Annotated in this window: 13 protein-coding genes and 3 pseudogenes; 9 read left to right on the forward strand and 7 right to left on the reverse strand. The window is 68.1% G+C overall.

Going from position 1 to position 14350, the window contains the following annotated elements; translation table 11 throughout:
• Positions 1-118 (reverse strand): annotated as a pseudogene (locus ACFXC1_RS50835) (IS5/IS1182 family transposase); the annotation flags it as partial.
• Positions 119-380: 262 nt separating this feature from the next.
• Between ACFXC1_RS50835 and ACFXC1_RS50840 the strand changes: the two are divergent.
• Positions 381-1637, forward strand: coding sequence for an IS256 family transposase (locus ACFXC1_RS50840; RefSeq protein ID WP_381257217.1), 1257 nt, complete (start codon positions 381-383; stop codon positions 1635-1637).
• Positions 1638-1685: 48 nt separating this feature from the next.
• Positions 1686-2060 (forward strand): YybH family protein, encoded by a 375-nt coding sequence (locus ACFXC1_RS50845; protein WP_381257219.1) that lies wholly within the window; start codon positions 1686-1688, stop codon positions 2058-2060.
• Between the two features lie 306 nt (positions 2061-2366).
• Here the strand turns inward: ACFXC1_RS50845 and ACFXC1_RS50850 are convergent, their stop codons facing one another.
• Positions 2367-3077 (reverse strand): haloacid dehalogenase type II, encoded by a 711-nt coding sequence (locus ACFXC1_RS50850; protein WP_381257222.1) that lies wholly within the window; start codon positions 3075-3077, stop codon positions 2367-2369.
• Positions 3078-3270: 193 nt separating this feature from the next.
• On the opposite strand from ACFXC1_RS50850, the gene ACFXC1_RS50855 reads away from it, so the two are divergent.
• Positions 3271-3891, forward strand: coding sequence for a TetR/AcrR family transcriptional regulator (locus tag ACFXC1_RS50855; RefSeq protein WP_381257225.1), 621 nt, complete (start codon positions 3271-3273; stop codon positions 3889-3891).
• Positions 3892-3948: 57 nt separating this feature from the next.
• On the opposite strand, the gene ACFXC1_RS50860 is transcribed toward ACFXC1_RS50855, so the two are convergent.
• The 3 genes from ACFXC1_RS50860 to ACFXC1_RS50870 all read right to left on the reverse strand — a co-directional run bounded on the left by ACFXC1_RS50860 (position 3949) and on the right by ACFXC1_RS50870 (position 6743).
• Positions 3949-5367 (reverse strand): helix-turn-helix domain-containing protein, encoded by a 1419-nt coding sequence (locus tag ACFXC1_RS50860; RefSeq protein WP_381257228.1) that lies wholly within the window; start codon positions 5365-5367, stop codon positions 3949-3951.
• A gap of 99 nt (positions 5368-5466) precedes the next feature.
• Positions 5467-6075 carry a cupin gene (locus ACFXC1_RS50865; RefSeq protein ID WP_381257231.1) on the reverse strand — a complete coding sequence of 203 codons (609 nt, stop codon included), beginning with the start codon at positions 6073-6075 and terminating at the stop codon, positions 5467-5469.
• Positions 6072-6743, reverse strand: a complete 672-nt coding sequence (locus tag ACFXC1_RS50870; RefSeq protein ID WP_381257233.1) for a class II aldolase/adducin family protein — start codon at positions 6741-6743, stop codon at positions 6072-6074. Before ACFXC1_RS50870 ends, ACFXC1_RS50865 begins: the two co-directional genes overlap by 4 nt.
• Positions 6744-7453: 710 nt before the next feature.
• Between ACFXC1_RS50870 and ACFXC1_RS50875 the strand changes: the two genes are divergently transcribed.
• The 6 genes from ACFXC1_RS50875 (at position 7454) to ACFXC1_RS50900 (ending at position 13680) form a co-directional block, all read left to right on the forward strand.
• Positions 7454-8440 carry a class I SAM-dependent methyltransferase gene (locus ACFXC1_RS50875; RefSeq protein WP_381257236.1) on the forward strand — a complete coding sequence of 329 codons (987 nt, stop codon included), beginning with the start codon at positions 7454-7456 and terminating at the stop codon, positions 8438-8440.
• A 58-nt stretch (positions 8441-8498) separates the two neighbouring features.
• Positions 8499-9497, forward strand: a complete 999-nt coding sequence (locus ACFXC1_RS50880) for a PLP-dependent cysteine synthase family protein (RefSeq protein WP_381257238.1) — start codon at positions 8499-8501, stop codon at positions 9495-9497.
• Positions 9494-10468, forward strand: a complete 975-nt coding sequence (locus ACFXC1_RS50885; protein WP_381257240.1) for a DMT family transporter — start codon at positions 9494-9496, stop codon at positions 10466-10468. The genes ACFXC1_RS50880 and ACFXC1_RS50885 overlap by 4 nt, the downstream gene beginning before the upstream one ends.
• Before the next feature lie 100 nt (positions 10469-10568).
• Entirely contained in the window at positions 10569-11216 is a 648-nt protein-coding gene (locus ACFXC1_RS50890; RefSeq protein ID WP_381257242.1) for a class I SAM-dependent DNA methyltransferase, read from the forward strand.
• Positions 11217-11269: 53 nt separating this feature from the next.
• Entirely contained in the window at positions 11270-12496 is a 1227-nt protein-coding gene (metK, locus tag ACFXC1_RS50895; RefSeq protein ID WP_381257245.1) for a methionine adenosyltransferase, read from the forward strand.
• A 200-nt stretch (positions 12497-12696) separates the two neighbouring features.
• Entirely contained in the window at positions 12697-13680 is a 984-nt protein-coding gene (locus ACFXC1_RS50900) for a carbohydrate kinase family protein (RefSeq protein ID WP_381257248.1), read from the forward strand.
• Positions 13681-13824: 144 nt separating this feature from the next.
• Here the strand turns inward: ACFXC1_RS50900 and ACFXC1_RS50905 are convergent.
• Together ACFXC1_RS50905 and ACFXC1_RS50910 are read right to left on the reverse strand one after the other, a co-directional pair.
• Positions 13825-14253: pseudogene (locus tag ACFXC1_RS50905) on the reverse strand (transposase); the annotation flags it as partial.
• Between the two features lie 13 nt (positions 14254-14266).
• Positions 14267-14350 (reverse strand): annotated as a pseudogene (locus tag ACFXC1_RS50910) (IS5/IS1182 family transposase); the annotation flags it as partial.

The raw sequence follows: 14350 nt of genomic DNA on the forward strand, positions 1-14350 counted from the left end.
GCGCACGGCGGTGCGGCGGGAGTGTGCACCGCCGGTCACCCTCACGGGTGACGATGAGCATCGTGACCCACTCGACCAAGGCGTGAGGCAGGTCGAGTACGGCAGGATACGGAACCAACAGGGCTCCTGTGCTGCGGAGTTGAGACGTCGAACACCTCCCTCAACGGCACGGGAGCCCTGTCCGTTGCGCACCCCGACCTCACACCACCCCCGTCACCCGATCAGTGGCCGCACTGAAAACGCTCAGTGAGCGGAGCAATGCTCAGGACTTGTGGATCGGTCTTCGGGACGGGACGCGAAGGGCGTACCTTCCCGAGTGATCTACAAGTCACCGAGTAGAGGCCCGCGTTCGCAGCGCGGGTCGGGAAGGGGGAACGCCCGTGCTCAGTGTAGTGAATGCCGACGGCTCGACCGAGTCCGGCTCCCTGATCGACGAGATCGTCCGTGAGGGCGCCCGGCGGATGCTCGCCGCCGCGCTGGAGGCCGAGGTCAACCAGTACGTAGCCGAGTTGGCCGCCGAGACGGATGAGGCCGGGCGCCGCCTGGTGGTCCGCAACGGCCACCACCACCGGCCCCGCACCGTGACCACCGCCGCAGGCCCCGTCGAGGTCACCGCCCCGCGCGTGAACGACAAGCGGGTCGACGCGGCCACCGGTGAGCGGATGCGGTTCTCCTCGAAGATCCTCCCGCCGTGGTGCCGCAAGTCGCCCAAGGTCAGCGAGGTGCTGCCGCTGCTCTACCTGCACGGCCTGTCCTCGGGGGACTTCGTGCCCGCGCTGGAACAGTTCCTCGGCTCGGCGGCCGGCCTGTCGCCGGCCACCGTGACCCGGCTGACGAAGCAGTGGCAGGACGACCACGCCGCCTTCCAGCAGCGTGACCTTGCCGAGTCCGACTACGTGTACGTGTGGGCCGACGGGGTGCACCCCAAGGTCCGCCTCGGACAGACGCACTCCTGCGTCCTGGTGCTGATGGGAGTGCGCCTGGACGGCACCAAGGAGCTGATCGCCCTGGCAGAGAGGCTGCGCGAGTCGACCGAGTCGTGGGCCGACCTGCTGCGCGACTGCCGCCGCCGGGGCATGCGCGATCCCGAGCTGGTCGTCGGCGACGGCGCGATGGGCCTGTGGAAGGCCCTCGCCGAGGTGTTCCCGGCCGCCCGGCACCAGCGGTGCTGGGTCCACAAAGCCAGGAATGTCACGAACGCCCTGCCGAAGTCCGCACAGCCGGGCGCGACGAAGGCGATGCAGGAGATCTACAACGCCGAGGACCGCGCGCACGCCGAGAAGGCGATCGAGGCGTTCGTGAAGACCTACGGCGCCAAGTTCCCCAAGGCCGTCGCGAAGATCACCGAGGACCGGGAGGAACTGCTGGCGCTCTACGACTTCCCTGCCGAGCACTGGATCCACCTGCGGACCACGAACCCGATCGAGTCGACCTTCTCCACCGTCAAGCTCCGCACCAAGGTCACCCGCGGGGCCGGCAGCCCGGCCGCGGCCCTGGCGATGGTGTTCAAACTCGTCGAGTCCGCCCAGGCCCGCTGGCGCGCGGTCACCGGAGCCCACCTCGTCGCCCTGGTCCGCGCGGGCGCCGCGTTCGAGAACGGCGTCCTCGTCGAGCGAGAACAGGCCACGGCAGCCTGACAGCCCCTGCCACTTGGCACGCCGCGAAAGGGAGAACAGGACCAGCCGATGCCCGAACCCACTGCACCGCCCACCGAGTTCATCCGCGCCTACGAGAAGGCGACCAACAGTCACGACATCACCCAGCTCATCCCGCTGATCGCTCCCGAGGCCGTCTACTGGTTCTCCGACGGATCGCACCGCGGCCGCGAAGCCGTCCTCTCCGCCATCGCCGAGACCTTCGCCACCATCCGCGACGAGATCTACCAGATCGACGATCTGGAGTGGATCGCCCACAGCGATGACCACGCGGTATGCCGCTACCGGTTCACCTGGACCGGAACCATCGACGGCCAGCCGCGATCAGGGAGCGGCCGCGGCACCAACGTCATCGTCAACATCGCCGGAACCTGGCAGATGCTTCACGAACACCTCAGCGCATAACCAGGCGGCAGCACCGATCCACAGGAATTGACAATTGCTCTGGAAAAAGACACGGTGACCCGGATCCGGTCGGCTGGAACGACCTGGGCTTCGGCTCCTGTGCCGGGCACTACCAGAGGACACAGCGCGAACGCCGTGGACATCTCCCGGACTGCCGTCGACGGCAACCGCACCGACGTCACCGAGCTGATCCCGCTGATCCAACCGGTAGCGCCAAGTGCGGGGCGAGCGCGGCTGGCGGCCCCGGCGCCGATCGGACGGCGGGCTGACGCAGTACCCCCTGATGCCCGGTCACCGCGCCCGGGTTCACTCACCTTCGGGGCCGTCCTCGAGTGTCAGCGCGGCGGCCAACTCGTCCAGGCCGCGCGTTCGCCAGTCGAAGGTGTCGGTGCTCTTGGGAGAGTCACCGACAGGGCGCTGGACGTACGCGGTCCGCATCCCCACAGCCTGAGCGCCGCGGAGGTCCCAGGCGTGGGCGGCCACCATCAGCACGCGTTCCGGCGGACACCCCGCCGCATCCACGGCGAGCCGGTAGACCTCCGGGGCGGGCTTGTAGGCCCGGGCGTCCTCGGCGGACAGGGCCAGGTGCCAGAGCAGCCCGGCCTGGGCGTTGAGGCGGAGCAAGGCCGCGCGGCTGGCGTTGGAGAGCCCCAGGACGGGGAATCTCCGTGCGAGTCGGCGGAGTCCTGACCGGGAGTCTTCCCAGGACTTGAGGCGCCGGTCCGCGTTGGCCAGCCGTTCGATGGCTGCCGCGTCGGTGATCCCGACGCGGTCGGCCACACGGTGGGCCGCCTCCCGGTCGATGGCCTCGGAGTTGGCGAACGGTCGACTGCCGTCTTTGATGTTCTGCTGCTCGCTTTCGACATGGTCCTGCCACATGGTGAGCAGTTGGTCGACCAGTGCGTCGTCGGGCTCGGTCACCGTGTCGCGGATGGCCGCACGGAGTCCGCCGGGTTGGTCGACCATCGTCCCCAGAACGTCGCAGACGACGACCTCGATGTCGCATGCCTCCGCCATCCGCTCTCCTGTCTCCTGTCCGGGCGCGGCACGGCCCGGGACCTGCCATCGCACCGGCGGTGCAGCCTGCCTCAGGAAGGCGGCCCATCACCTGCGTTGCCTCGTCCGTGGGCGTGTCGCGCACGGACATCCCGCGGCGAGGAAGGGTGTTGGACAGCGCCGTAACCATACCGATGGGTGTACTCTCCGGAATGTGACTACTAACGCCGAGACCGCAGACCGCGGCACCAAGCGGCGCGGCGGTATGCAGCATCTGACGCCTGCCGGTGTAAAGGTCCTGGAGACCGCTTCCCGTCTCTTCTACGAGCAGGGGATCCGCGCGGTCGGCGTGGAGGCGATCGCGGACGACGCGGGTGTCACCAAGAAGACCCTTTACGACCGCTTCGGCTCGAAGGACGACCTCATCGTCGCCTATCTGCGTGCGCGGGACGGTCTGTGGCGTTCCACCTTGGTGAAGCACGTCAACGGATTCGACGGCCCTCCCGAGCAGAAGCTCCTGGCCACCTTCGGTGCCCTGCGCGACTGGATGCACACGCGCAGCGTGCGAGGCTGCGCCTTCGTCAACGCTTCTGTGGAACTGCCCAAAGAGCATCCGGCGTTGGAGGTGGCCCGCGAGCAGAAAGCCTGGTTCCTCGCCTACCTGGAGGATTTCGCGGTGCAGGCCCACGCCAAGGACCCGGCGTCCCTGGCGTGTCAGCTGCTGATCCTCCATGAAGGGGCCTGCATCGCCGACTTCATGCGGTCGGTGGATCAGGCCATTGACCGCGCGGAGCAAATGGCCGCTGTGCTCATCCAGCAGTCACTCTCCGAATGAGGCGTGCGGCGCCCTGACGGGTCCCGCCGGATTCCCTGCCTCCGCTGTGAGCTGCGATCACAGACTCTCCGCCGCGTGGAGCGGGACCGCCTGCGGGCTTGAGGTGCAGTAGTGGGCGGCGGCCCGGTGCATCGCTGCCGTGCGGTCGGGTTCTGCGTCCAGCTGTTTTGCCAGCTCTGCCGCGTAGGCCCGCATCAGTTCGTGCCACTGGTAGCGGCGATCGTCGAGGTGTTGGATCAGATGCGCGCAGGCGAGCCTGCCCAGCAGCAGCGACGCCTCCTCCTGGCTGACTCCTGCGGCGGCCGCGGCAGCTGCGGCGTTGATGGTGTGGGAGGGAAGCAGGCCCAGCAGCCGGAACATGCGGGCGCTCTGCTTGTCGAGCGATGTGTATGAGGTGCCGAACACCTCGCGGAGGTTGACCTCTCCCTCGGCGAGGCCCAGCCGGGCGTGCTCGGGCTGCAGATCGGCGGCGAGCGTACCGGCGCTGTCGTGCCGGTGGCTCATAATGTGTTCGGAGGCCAGTGCCAGCGCCAAGGGGAGGTAGCTGCAGCGCTCGGCCAGCACGGCCACGGCACGGGGGTCGGCGTCGGCGCGCTTCTCGCCGATGATGGAACGGATCAGCAGCGTCGCCTCCGGCCGGGACAGTTCCGGCAGGGCCTGTGTGACGGCACCTACCAGGGACATCAGCCCGGGCAGCCGGGAGCGGCTGGTCACCAGGACGGCGCAGCCCGGCGAACCGGGCAGCAGGGGGAGGATCTGCTGGGCGTCGGCAGCGTCGTCCAGTACCAGCAGCATCTCGCGGCCGTGCAGGACCGAGCGGAACGTGGCGGCCCGCTGCTCCAGATTCACCGGTATGTGCTCGGCGGGCACTCCCAGCGCGCGCAGCAGATCCACCAGGACGTTGAAGGGAGCCGCCGCGCCGGCGGAGTCGGAGCCTCGCAGGTTGACGAACAGCTGTCCATCGCGGAAGTGGCCGTCGTTGACGGCCTGGTGGGCCGACTGCACGGCCAGTGCGGTCTTCCCCACGCCCGGCGAGCCGCTGATGACCGCGACGGGGACGGCGAGGGACTGCTCGTCGCCGTGCAACACGTCGGCGAGCCACCCCAGGTGGCACCAGCGCCCGACAAAGGTGCGCATGGCGGCGGGCAGTTGGGCGGGACGGACGCCCTGCTGCTGACGAGCTGCCGCCTCCAGCGCGGTGGCGATGGTGGTGAGGGTGTCCCCGAAGTCAAGCGCCCGGTCGCAGGCTTCCGCGAAACTCACCGAGGGCGACCGCTTGCCGTTCTCGACCTTGCTGAGGTGTCCTCGGTCGAAGTGCACCAGAGAGGCCAACTGCGTGAGCGACAGCCCGAGCTGCTGGCGGCGGGTCCGGAGACACTGCCCGAACGACGCCGGGGAACCGGCGGCGGACTCGTGGTGGGCGCTCTCGCGGGACGGCCGGGTCGCGACAGCGGCCTGGGATGGTTCTCGTAACACAGTCAGTCTCCTCGAACCGTAGGGGTTTCCTCGGCGGCCGGCTCCGGTGCGGTGTCGGCCCTGTGGGGGGTGGTGGTGCCGAGTAAGCGGTCGGATGCTTCACTGACTACGTTGCGGAAGCACCTGATCACTCATGCCGTCCAGCAGATCATCGAGGGTCGGGAAGCGGTCGGCGATCCTGTCGGTCAGCGGCCTGCCGACCGAGCCGTCCTCCTCCTGGTGGAAGCGGATCACGGTGAAGTGCGGGCGTGTTCCCATGTCGAACCAGTGCACTGTCCGGCCGGGTACGGACAGCAGGTCGCCCGCGGTGCAGACCATGGCGTGCACGTGACCGGCGGCGTGCAGATAGAAGCAGCCGGCGCCCGCGACGAAGAAGCGCACCAGGTCTTCGTCGTGGACGTGCCTCGCCGACGACTTCTGACGGGCCGCACGCGTCCGCCCGGGCGGGTCCGGGGCGGCCGTCGCGGGCGGCATGCGCTCGATGTCGACGAACCGGTAGCCGCCCTCGGCGCTGATGTGGTCGATGTGGCTCCGGTAGGCCTTCATGATGGTGTTGTCGTCGGCGCCTCCGGGGAGCCGGCGGGCAGTGTGCCAGCGTTCGAAGCGCACACCGATCCTGAGCAGTTCCCGGCGGATGACGTCCAGGTCGTCGGTGCGCAGCCGTACTGTCTCCGGCGCGTTCTCGGGCATGATCTGAAGCAGTGTCACCGGACGTTCCCTGTCACCGCCCCGTGCGCGAAGGCGCCGGTCAGCAGGGTGAGATGGCTGAGTTCCTCGAGGCACTCCAGCCGGTTGCGGGCCTCGTCGAGGTCACGGCCCCAGGTGACGACGCCGTGCCGGTCGATGAGCAGGGCGGGCGGGGCGTCGGTTGCCGCCTCTTTGAGGTGGGCGGTGAGTTCGTCGGCAATGCGGGACACCTCGGGCAGGTTCGCGAAGACCGGGATCGCGAGCAGGTGGGGGTCGCTCGCGCCGAGGGCTTTCGCCAGTTCCAGTTCCGGAAAGACCGCTCGGCCGAGAAAGCCGGCGCGGCCGGTCAGGGTGGCCAGGGCGGTGGCGTGCGGTGGGTGTGCGTGGACCACTGCCCTGCAGTCGTGCACCTGACGGTAGATCGCGAGGTGCAGCAGGATTTCGGCCGGTGGCCACTCGGTCTCACCGGACAACGGCAGCCCATCGAAGGGGTCGACCATCACTGTGTCCCGGCGGGACAGTGTCCTCCTGCTCTGGCCTTCGGCCGTGATCATGACCGCTTCACCGGAGCGCAGCGAGAGGCTGCCGAAGGTTCCCGGCATCCAGCCGCGCCGGGACAGGGAGCGGCCGGCGGCCGAGAGGCGGCTGCGTTGCATTTCGGCGTCCTCGCTGATGCAGATGGGCTTCACGGCTTCACTCCTCCTGGCCGGGCGATGCGCTCGGCGTTCCCGGTACGGGTGCCCCGCCGGTCCGACATGAGGTCATCCAGGGCTTCGTCGACGGCATTGCCGGCGACGCTCTCCGAAATTTTCGGCGCGGCGGGACGGCTTTATCCTGCAGGACCGATAACACGCGGAGACACTCCCGTACGGTCAGGGGAAAACAGGTCGGTGAGAATGCAAAAGCTCTCGCGGCAGGGTCTGCAGCGTTCCCTTTCGGACCGTTCAGGGTCGCCTCCCAGCTCCTTTCGCCACTGTTCCCGAAGTGGAGGGACGCGCACACACCTTCTGCATCGAGGACACCTCCACCAGGTATACCGACCGGTATAGTTACATCCTAGAGAGATGCTCTTTCTCGTGTCAACAGCCGCCTGAAGCATGCCGGAACGCGCTGGTCGTGCCCTGCAGGACGGCTCCACAGCCGCCGCTCCCCGTACTCCCTCCCGGACACCCCGCATGATCGGCCCCAGCACCCTGCCGGACGAAAGCCTCCGCCACCTGTTGCCAACTGTTGCCTCCCGACAGACAACAGGGCGCCCCTTGTAAAGCATTCCGGGCGCCGACAACAGTTGATTTGGAATCAACCGGATGGGCCGGGATTCCACGCAGAGCCAGTTCACGGCATCCAAGCCGGTTCTGGCCAGCCGGAGGAGTTTTCGGCCATGTCGAAGGAGACACAGATGAGTATCCGTATCGACCATCCCGAACTGCTGGTTTCACCGACCGAGTTCTTCCGGCTCGAGGAGACGACGCGAATAAAGCCGTCCATCGGGCTCAAGCTCTCGGACCGTTCCTACCTGCCGAAGGCCGACCAGCCGCGTGCCGACTGGGTCGCAAGCGTGGCCGTACCGGCGTTCAAGACGCTGGCGCGGATGGGCTTCCTGGCTCCACGCTTCTGCACGGTCGGTACCGGCGCGGGCCTGGATGTGCTGGCCGCGGTGGAGATCCTCAAGGCGCGCACGGTCGGCTTCACCGACCTGCACGAGGACGTTCTCGACTACGCGCACGAAAACGTCCGCAGCAACCTCCTGGACCAGGACATCGAGTTGCTCGGCGGAGCGGGAGACATCCTCGCCCCCCTCGCAGGCCAGCTGTCGGACGTCGACGTCATCTACGAGAACCTCCCCAACATCCCGATGGCGGAGAGCGGGGATCTCGCCGACGGCCAGACGAGCTCGACCTTCATCTCGGCACGCAGCGAGGAGGTTCCCAGCTTTGTCGAGAAGTACCTCATGACCCTGCACTACCTGGCACTCCAGCAGGCGCGGCCGTTCCTGCGCGTGGGCGGCCGGGTGCTGTCGTCCATCGGCGGACGCGTACCGCTGCCGGAAGCCCTGGCCATGTCCCGGGCCGCCGGATACAACAGCAGCATCCTGACCTACACGTGGAAGGTCCAGTCCGAGCCGGACGAGGTCGTCGGCGGCTACGCGCGCTGGGAACGCGAAGGGCTGGGTCCGTTCCACTTCTACCCGGTGGGCCTTCTGCGCAGCACCTTCCAAGGAGTCTCGGCCGCGACAGCCGGCGCGCAGGCCCTGGAAATCGAAGAGGCTCTCGCGCCCCACTCGATCCCGGCGTCGGACGCCCTGGCCCTGGTGGAGAAGGGCGAAGAGGTCGGGCACACGGTCGTCATTCTCGACTCCGTCAAGGTCCCCGACTCGCTCGACTGACCTGTCGGCCCGCCCGACCGCCTTCTCGTCGTCCAGCAGCGCTCAGCAAGGAGCTGACATGACGCTTCAGTCGTTCATTGGCAACACGCCTCTTGTCGAACTGAAGACCCTCGACGTTCCGGCCGGTGTCCGGATATTCGCCAAGGTCGAGTACATGAACCCCGGGGGCAGCATCAAGGACCGCATGGTCAGCTACATCGTCGACGACGCCGAGCGCCGCGGCATCCTCAAACCGGGGGCCACGATCGTCGAGAACACCTCCGGGAACACCGGCGCCGCGATCGCGGTCATCGCGGCGACGCACGGCTACCGCGCGATCCTGACCCTGCCGGACAAGGTGAGCAAGGAAAAGCAGGACGCCCTGCGTGCCATGGGCGCCGAGGTCGTCGTCTGCCCGACCTCGGCCCCGCCGCACACGTCGGACCACTACGTGACGCGCGCGCTGCGCATCCACGCCGAGACGCCGAACTCGTTCATGCTCAACCAGTACGACAACCCGCTCAACGCGGAGGCCCACTTCCATTCGACCGGACCGGAGATCTGGGCCGCACTCGGCCCGTCGGTGACCGCCTTCGTCGCCTCCGGGAGCACCGGCGGAACCATCTCGGGAACATCGCGGTTCCTGAAGCTGAAGAACCCCGCGGTGAGGTCCGTCCTCCTCGACCCGGTGGGTTCCATCTACCACCGCTACTTCCACGACGGCGTCGTCGACTCCTCGCAGATCGCTCCCTACTTCGTCGAGGGCGCGGGCGAGGACCATCTGGCGAAGTGCATGGACTTCTCGGCCGTCGACGACGTCCTGCAGTTCACCGACGCGGACGCCTTCGACACCTGCCGGCACCTCGCGCAGCGGGAGGGACTCATCTGCGGCGGCACCTCGGGCGCGAACGTATGGGGTGCCGTGCAGGTCGCGCACACGATGACGGAGCCGGCGACGATCGTCACGGTGCTGCCCGACAGCGGGAACAAGTACATCTCCAAGATCTACAACCCGGGCTGGCTCGCCGAGCACGGCTTCACGTCCGGTGAAGACCGGGTTCCGGAGCCGACGCCGTGACCGGAAACGCACGCGGCAACGTCGCCGCCGCACTGATTGCCTCCCTGCTCTGGAGTACTGCCTTCATCGCCCCGGCCGCCGTTCGGCCCGCGAGCGAACTGCTGCTGGTCACCGGCCGGTACTCGCTGTTCGGACTGTGCGGCCTCTACGTCCTGTGGAAGGCCTGGAGCGAGGTCAGGAAGATGCCGGTCCGCAGGATCGCCTTCGGCCTGTATCTCGGATTCGTGGGGTACTTCGTCTTCTACATCTGCGTCGCCTACTCCGCGACCATGGGCAGCGGTTTCATCACCGCGGTCATCGTCGGGTCGTCTCCCATCGCCATCGCGATCGGCGGCAACTTCGCCGAGAAGCGCATCGCCTGGCGTGAGCTCGCCCCATCGGCCGTCCTGATCCTCAGCGGCGTCGCCCTGGTCACCATCCCGGACTACCTCAAGAGCGAGGGGGCCGCGAGCGGATCGGTGATCGCCATCGGTCTGGCGGCGATGGCCAGCCTGTCCTGGGCCTACTTCGTGGTCAGGAACGCCCAGTCACAGCGGACCTGGGAGGTCAAGCCCGACCCCAAGATCTGGTCGGCCCTGGTGGCGATGGGCGCGGGCAGCGCGTCCATGCTGCTACTGCCCTTCGCCATCGCCACCACGCCGGACGCGACCTTCGCCCCGCAGGCCCTTCTCAAGATCGTCCTGTGGTGCGTCTTCCTGGGCGTCATCGGCTCCTGGTGGGGGACCCTTATCTGGGTCCGCGCGGCCAAGGGCATCCCGGCGCCGCTGGCCGGCCCGCTGCTCGCCACGGAGCCGATCTTCGGAGCCGTCCTGAGCCTGCTGACCGAACGGAAGACACCCACCTGGGCCGAGGTCGCCGGATGTCTGTGCATTCTCGCCGGGGTGGGCGTGTACCTGCTCTTCGACCTGAAGAATTCACGGTCGAAGGAGGAGAAAACGGAAACAGGAAAGGCATCCGTCGCAGCAGCGTGAGAGAGCGCGGAAAGAACAACCCGGACGGTTGGCCGACCTCACTCCGATGAGAGACCAGAAAGCTGCACCGGTAACTGATACTCGAAAGTGAGGAAGCTCCATGCGTAGTTCCTTCGAGAGCATCAAGAAGTCTCACGTCTTCTTCGGCGACGTCCCCGGGCTGAAGCAGTACTACGAGAACTGGGCACGGCAGTACGACGAGGATCTCGCGGACCAGGACTGGGTGGCACCGCAAGTCGCCGCCGACCTCGTCCACCTGCTCACCTCCGCCTTCGGCTCGCCGGAGTCGACCGTCCTCGACGCCGGTTGCGGCACCGGCCTGGTGGGCAAGGCCCTCAGGGCCCGCGGCGACTACGTGATCGACGGCATCGACCTGTCGGACAGCATGGCCGAAGAGGCACTCAAGACCAACGCCTACCGGAAGGTCTTCGGAGGCGTCGACCTGACGTCCCCCGTTCGGGACGGACGCCTCGGTCACTACGACACGGTCGTCAGCTGCGGCATGTTCACTCTCGGCCATGTACGACCGACAGCGCTGCTCACGCTCATCGAATACGCCAGGCCCGGCGGTCTGATAGCGGTGTCCACCCGCGGCACCTATGCCTCCGAAACCGGTTTCGGCGATTTCGTCCGGTCGCAAGAGGTCGCCGACAAGGTGTCCTTGGAATTCAAGCTGACGGACGGCAAATACCTCGCGGAGGAGGGCGCCGACTACTGGGTGTTCCGCAGGACCGGACCGATGCGGTAACGCGGCCCGTCGCACTCGCCGCTCCACGTCCACCCACCATGTTCTGGAGTGCCATGTCCCGCCGCCTGTTCACCTCGGAATCCGTGACCGAGGGCCACCCCGACAAGATCGCCGACCAGATCAGTGACACCGTCCTCGACGCCCTCCTCGGCGAGGATCCCCACGCGCGTGTGGCCGTCGAAACGCTGATCACCACCGGCCAGGTGCACATCGCCGGCGAGGTGACCACCTCCGCCTACGCCGACATCGCCGCCCTGGTACGCAAGAAGATCCTCGACATCGGCTACGACTCATCCGCCAAGGGCTTCGACGGCGCCTCCTGCGGCGTCTCGGTCTCCATCGGCTCCCAGTCCCCGGACATCGCGCAAGGCGTCGACACGGCGTACGAACAGCGGGTCGAGGGGTCTCCCCAAGGAAACGAGGACGACACGCTGGACCGGCAGGGCGCCGGCGACCAGGGCCTGATGTTCGGGTACGCCTGCGACGAGACCCCCGCCCTGATGCCGCTGCCGATCGATCTGGCCCATCGCCTTTCCCGCCGTCTGGCCGAGGTCCGCAAGGACGGCACCGTGCCCTATCTGCGGCCCGACGGCAAAACTCAGGTCACCGTCGAGTACTTGGGCAGCCGACCGGTCCGTCTGGACACGGTCGTGGTGTCCTCTCAGCACGCGTCCAACATCGACCTGCGGTCCCTCCTGACCCCCGACATCCGCGAGTTCGTCGTCGAACACGTCCTGGCGCAACTCGCCGACGACGGCATCAAGCTGGAGACCGACGACTACCGCCTCCTCGTCAACCCGACAGGACGTTTCGAGATCGGCGGCCCGATGGGCGATGCCGGGCTCACCGGCCGGAAGATCATCATCGACACGTACGGCGGGACGGCCCGGCACGGCGGCGGCGCCTTCTCCGGCAAGGACCCCTCCAAGGTGGACCGATCTGCGGCGTACGCCATGCGCTGGGTCGCCAAGAACATCGTCGCGGCCGGCCTCGCCGGACGCTGCGAAGTGCAGGTCGCCTACGCCATCGGCAAAGCCGAACCGGTGGGCTTCTTCGTGGAGACCTTCGGCACCAACACGGTCGCCGTCGACAGGATCGAGGAGGCCATCTCACAGGCCTTCGACCTCCGTCCGGCCGCCATCATCCGCGATCTGGACCTGCTCCGTCCGATCTACTCCCAGACCGCCTCCTACGGTCACTTCGGCCGCGAACTGCCGGACTTCACCTGGGAGCGCACCGACCGCGCCGCCGCCCTGCGCAGTGCGGTGCAAGCAGGCTGACGGCGCAGTGGGGGGGGGGCCCCCCCCCCCCGCCGGCGCCGCGCGCCCGCGCGCGAGGGGGGGGGGGGGGCCCCGGGGGGGCGCGGGCGGCGCCCCCGCCCCGGGGGGGGGGCGCCCCCCCCCCCCCACGGCCCCTCCACTCACCGCTCCCCCGAGCGATGCCGCCGTTTCGCCCCCACCGGCCCCAGGAGTGCTCCCTCATGCGTATCGCCGTAACCGGATCGATCGCGACCGACCATCTGATGGTGTTCCCCGGGCGCTTCGCCGAGCAGCTGCTCAGGGAACAGCTGGAGCGGATCTCCCTGTCCTTCCTCGCCGACCGGCTGGAGGTGCGCAGGGGCGGCGTCGCCGCCAACATCGCTGTCGGTCTCGGCAGGCTCCGGCTCGACCCGATCCTTGTGGGCGCCGCGGGCCTCGACTTCGCCGAGTACCGAGCCTGGCTACGGTCAAACGGCGTCGACACCTCTGCGGTGCACGTCAGCGAGATGCTGCACACCGCGCGCTTCGTCTGCACCACCGATCAGGACCAGAACCAGATCGCCACCTTCTACGCCGGCGCCATGGCCGAGGCCCCCCTCATCGACCTGGCCGCCGTCGTCGCCCGCACCGGCAGGCCAGGACTCGTCCTGGTCGGTGCCGACGCCCCCGCCGCTATGCTGCGCCACACCGTCTCGGCCCACCGCCTCGGCATCCCCGTCGCCGCAGACCCGTCCCAGCAACTCGCCCGTCTCGACCGCGACCAGGCCCGTCGACTGACCGACCGGGCCCAGTGGCTGTTCACCAACGAGTACGAGGCCGCCCTCCTGCTCGAACGCACCGGGTGGACAGAGCGGCAACTGCTCGACAAGGTCGGCACCTGGATCACCACCCTGGGCGACGCCGGAGTGACGCTCACCCGCTCCGGCACCCCCACGCTGCGGATACCGGCCGTAGCAACGGACACGATTGCCGACCCCACAGGCGCGGGCGACGCCTTCCGCTCCGGATTCCTCGCCGGCACGGCCTGGCAGTGGCCGCCGCAACAGGCTTCCCGGCTCGGCTGCGCCCTCGCCACGACCGTGCTGGAATCCGTCGGCACCCAGGAGTACAAGCTGGCGCCGTCCGATCTGCTCGCGCGCATCGACCAGACGTACGGCCGCACCGCGGCCCGCGCTATGGAACCGCGGCTTACGGACGCGTCATGACAACTGCACCACGCGAACCGCCTGTCCTCCCGTGGCACGGAGACCGTGACTACAGGGGAGGTTGGGGGCGAGCTTGCTCCTCTCGGGCAAACCGTCCCCGGCACCGCCACGGCTTGCACGTTCCGCTCTTTGAGGTCACGTCCGCTATAGGGGTGTACTGACGGCCGCTCGGTGATCTCTTCTTTGAGGCCAGGCGGTGACTTCGGTCCGGAGGACGGTCTCGTCGGTTTGTGACTCGACCGGGTGGAGGCTGGCCTTGGCGAGCAGGTCGAGTCCCATGTAGCGGCGGGCTTCGGTCCATTCGTCGTTCTGCTCGGCCGGCTCTTCGCCGACGAGGCTGATCAGGGCGGTGCGGTCGAGGAAGATGCCGACCACGTCGGTGCGACGGCGGATCTCCTTGTTGAGCCGTTCTTGCAGATTGTTGGACCAGATCTGCCGCCAGATCTTGCGGGGGAAGGCGGTGAACGCCAGGACGTCGTGCTGTGCGGCGTCCAAGTGGGCTGCCGCTTTGGGGAACTTGGCTTCCAAAGCGTCGAGGACGTGGCGCATGTGGGCCTGGACGGCGTCGGTGTCAAACTGAGCGTTTTCAGCGTTGCTTCTCCAGGGTGAGGACGGCCTTGGTGATGACGCTTATACGGTTGGGACTGATGCGGGATCTGCGGAAGATCTG

Origin of the sequence: Streptomyces hokutonensis (assembly GCF_042751305.1) — a bacterium.
Classification (GTDB): Bacteria; Actinomycetota; Actinomycetes; order Streptomycetales; family Streptomycetaceae; genus Streptomyces; species Streptomyces hokutonensis_A.

Excerpts from the sequence above, each read along its gene's own strand:
- ACFXC1_RS50875 (WP_381257236.1), top strand. The coding sequence starts at position 7,454 with ATGAGTATCCGTATCGACCATCCCGAACTGCTGGTTTCACCGACCGAG.
- ACFXC1_RS50845 (WP_381257219.1), top strand. The coding sequence starts at position 1,686 with ATGCCCGAACCCACTGCACCGCCCACCGAGTTCATCCGCGCCTACGAG.
- ACFXC1_RS50900 (WP_381257248.1), top strand. The coding sequence starts at position 12,697 with ATGCGTATCGCCGTAACCGGATCGATCGCGACCGACCATCTGATGGTG.
- metK (WP_381257245.1), top strand. The coding sequence starts at position 11,270 with ATGTCCCGCCGCCTGTTCACCTCGGAATCCGTGACCGAGGGCCACCCC.
- ACFXC1_RS50890 (WP_381257242.1), top strand. The coding sequence starts at position 10,569 with ATGCGTAGTTCCTTCGAGAGCATCAAGAAGTCTCACGTCTTCTTCGGC.
- ACFXC1_RS50880 (WP_381257238.1), top strand. The coding sequence starts at position 8,499 with ATGACGCTTCAGTCGTTCATTGGCAACACGCCTCTTGTCGAACTGAAG.
- ACFXC1_RS50850 (WP_381257222.1), bottom strand. The coding sequence starts at position 3,077 with ATGGCGGAGGCATGCGACATCGAGGTCGTCGTCTGCGACGTTCTGGGG.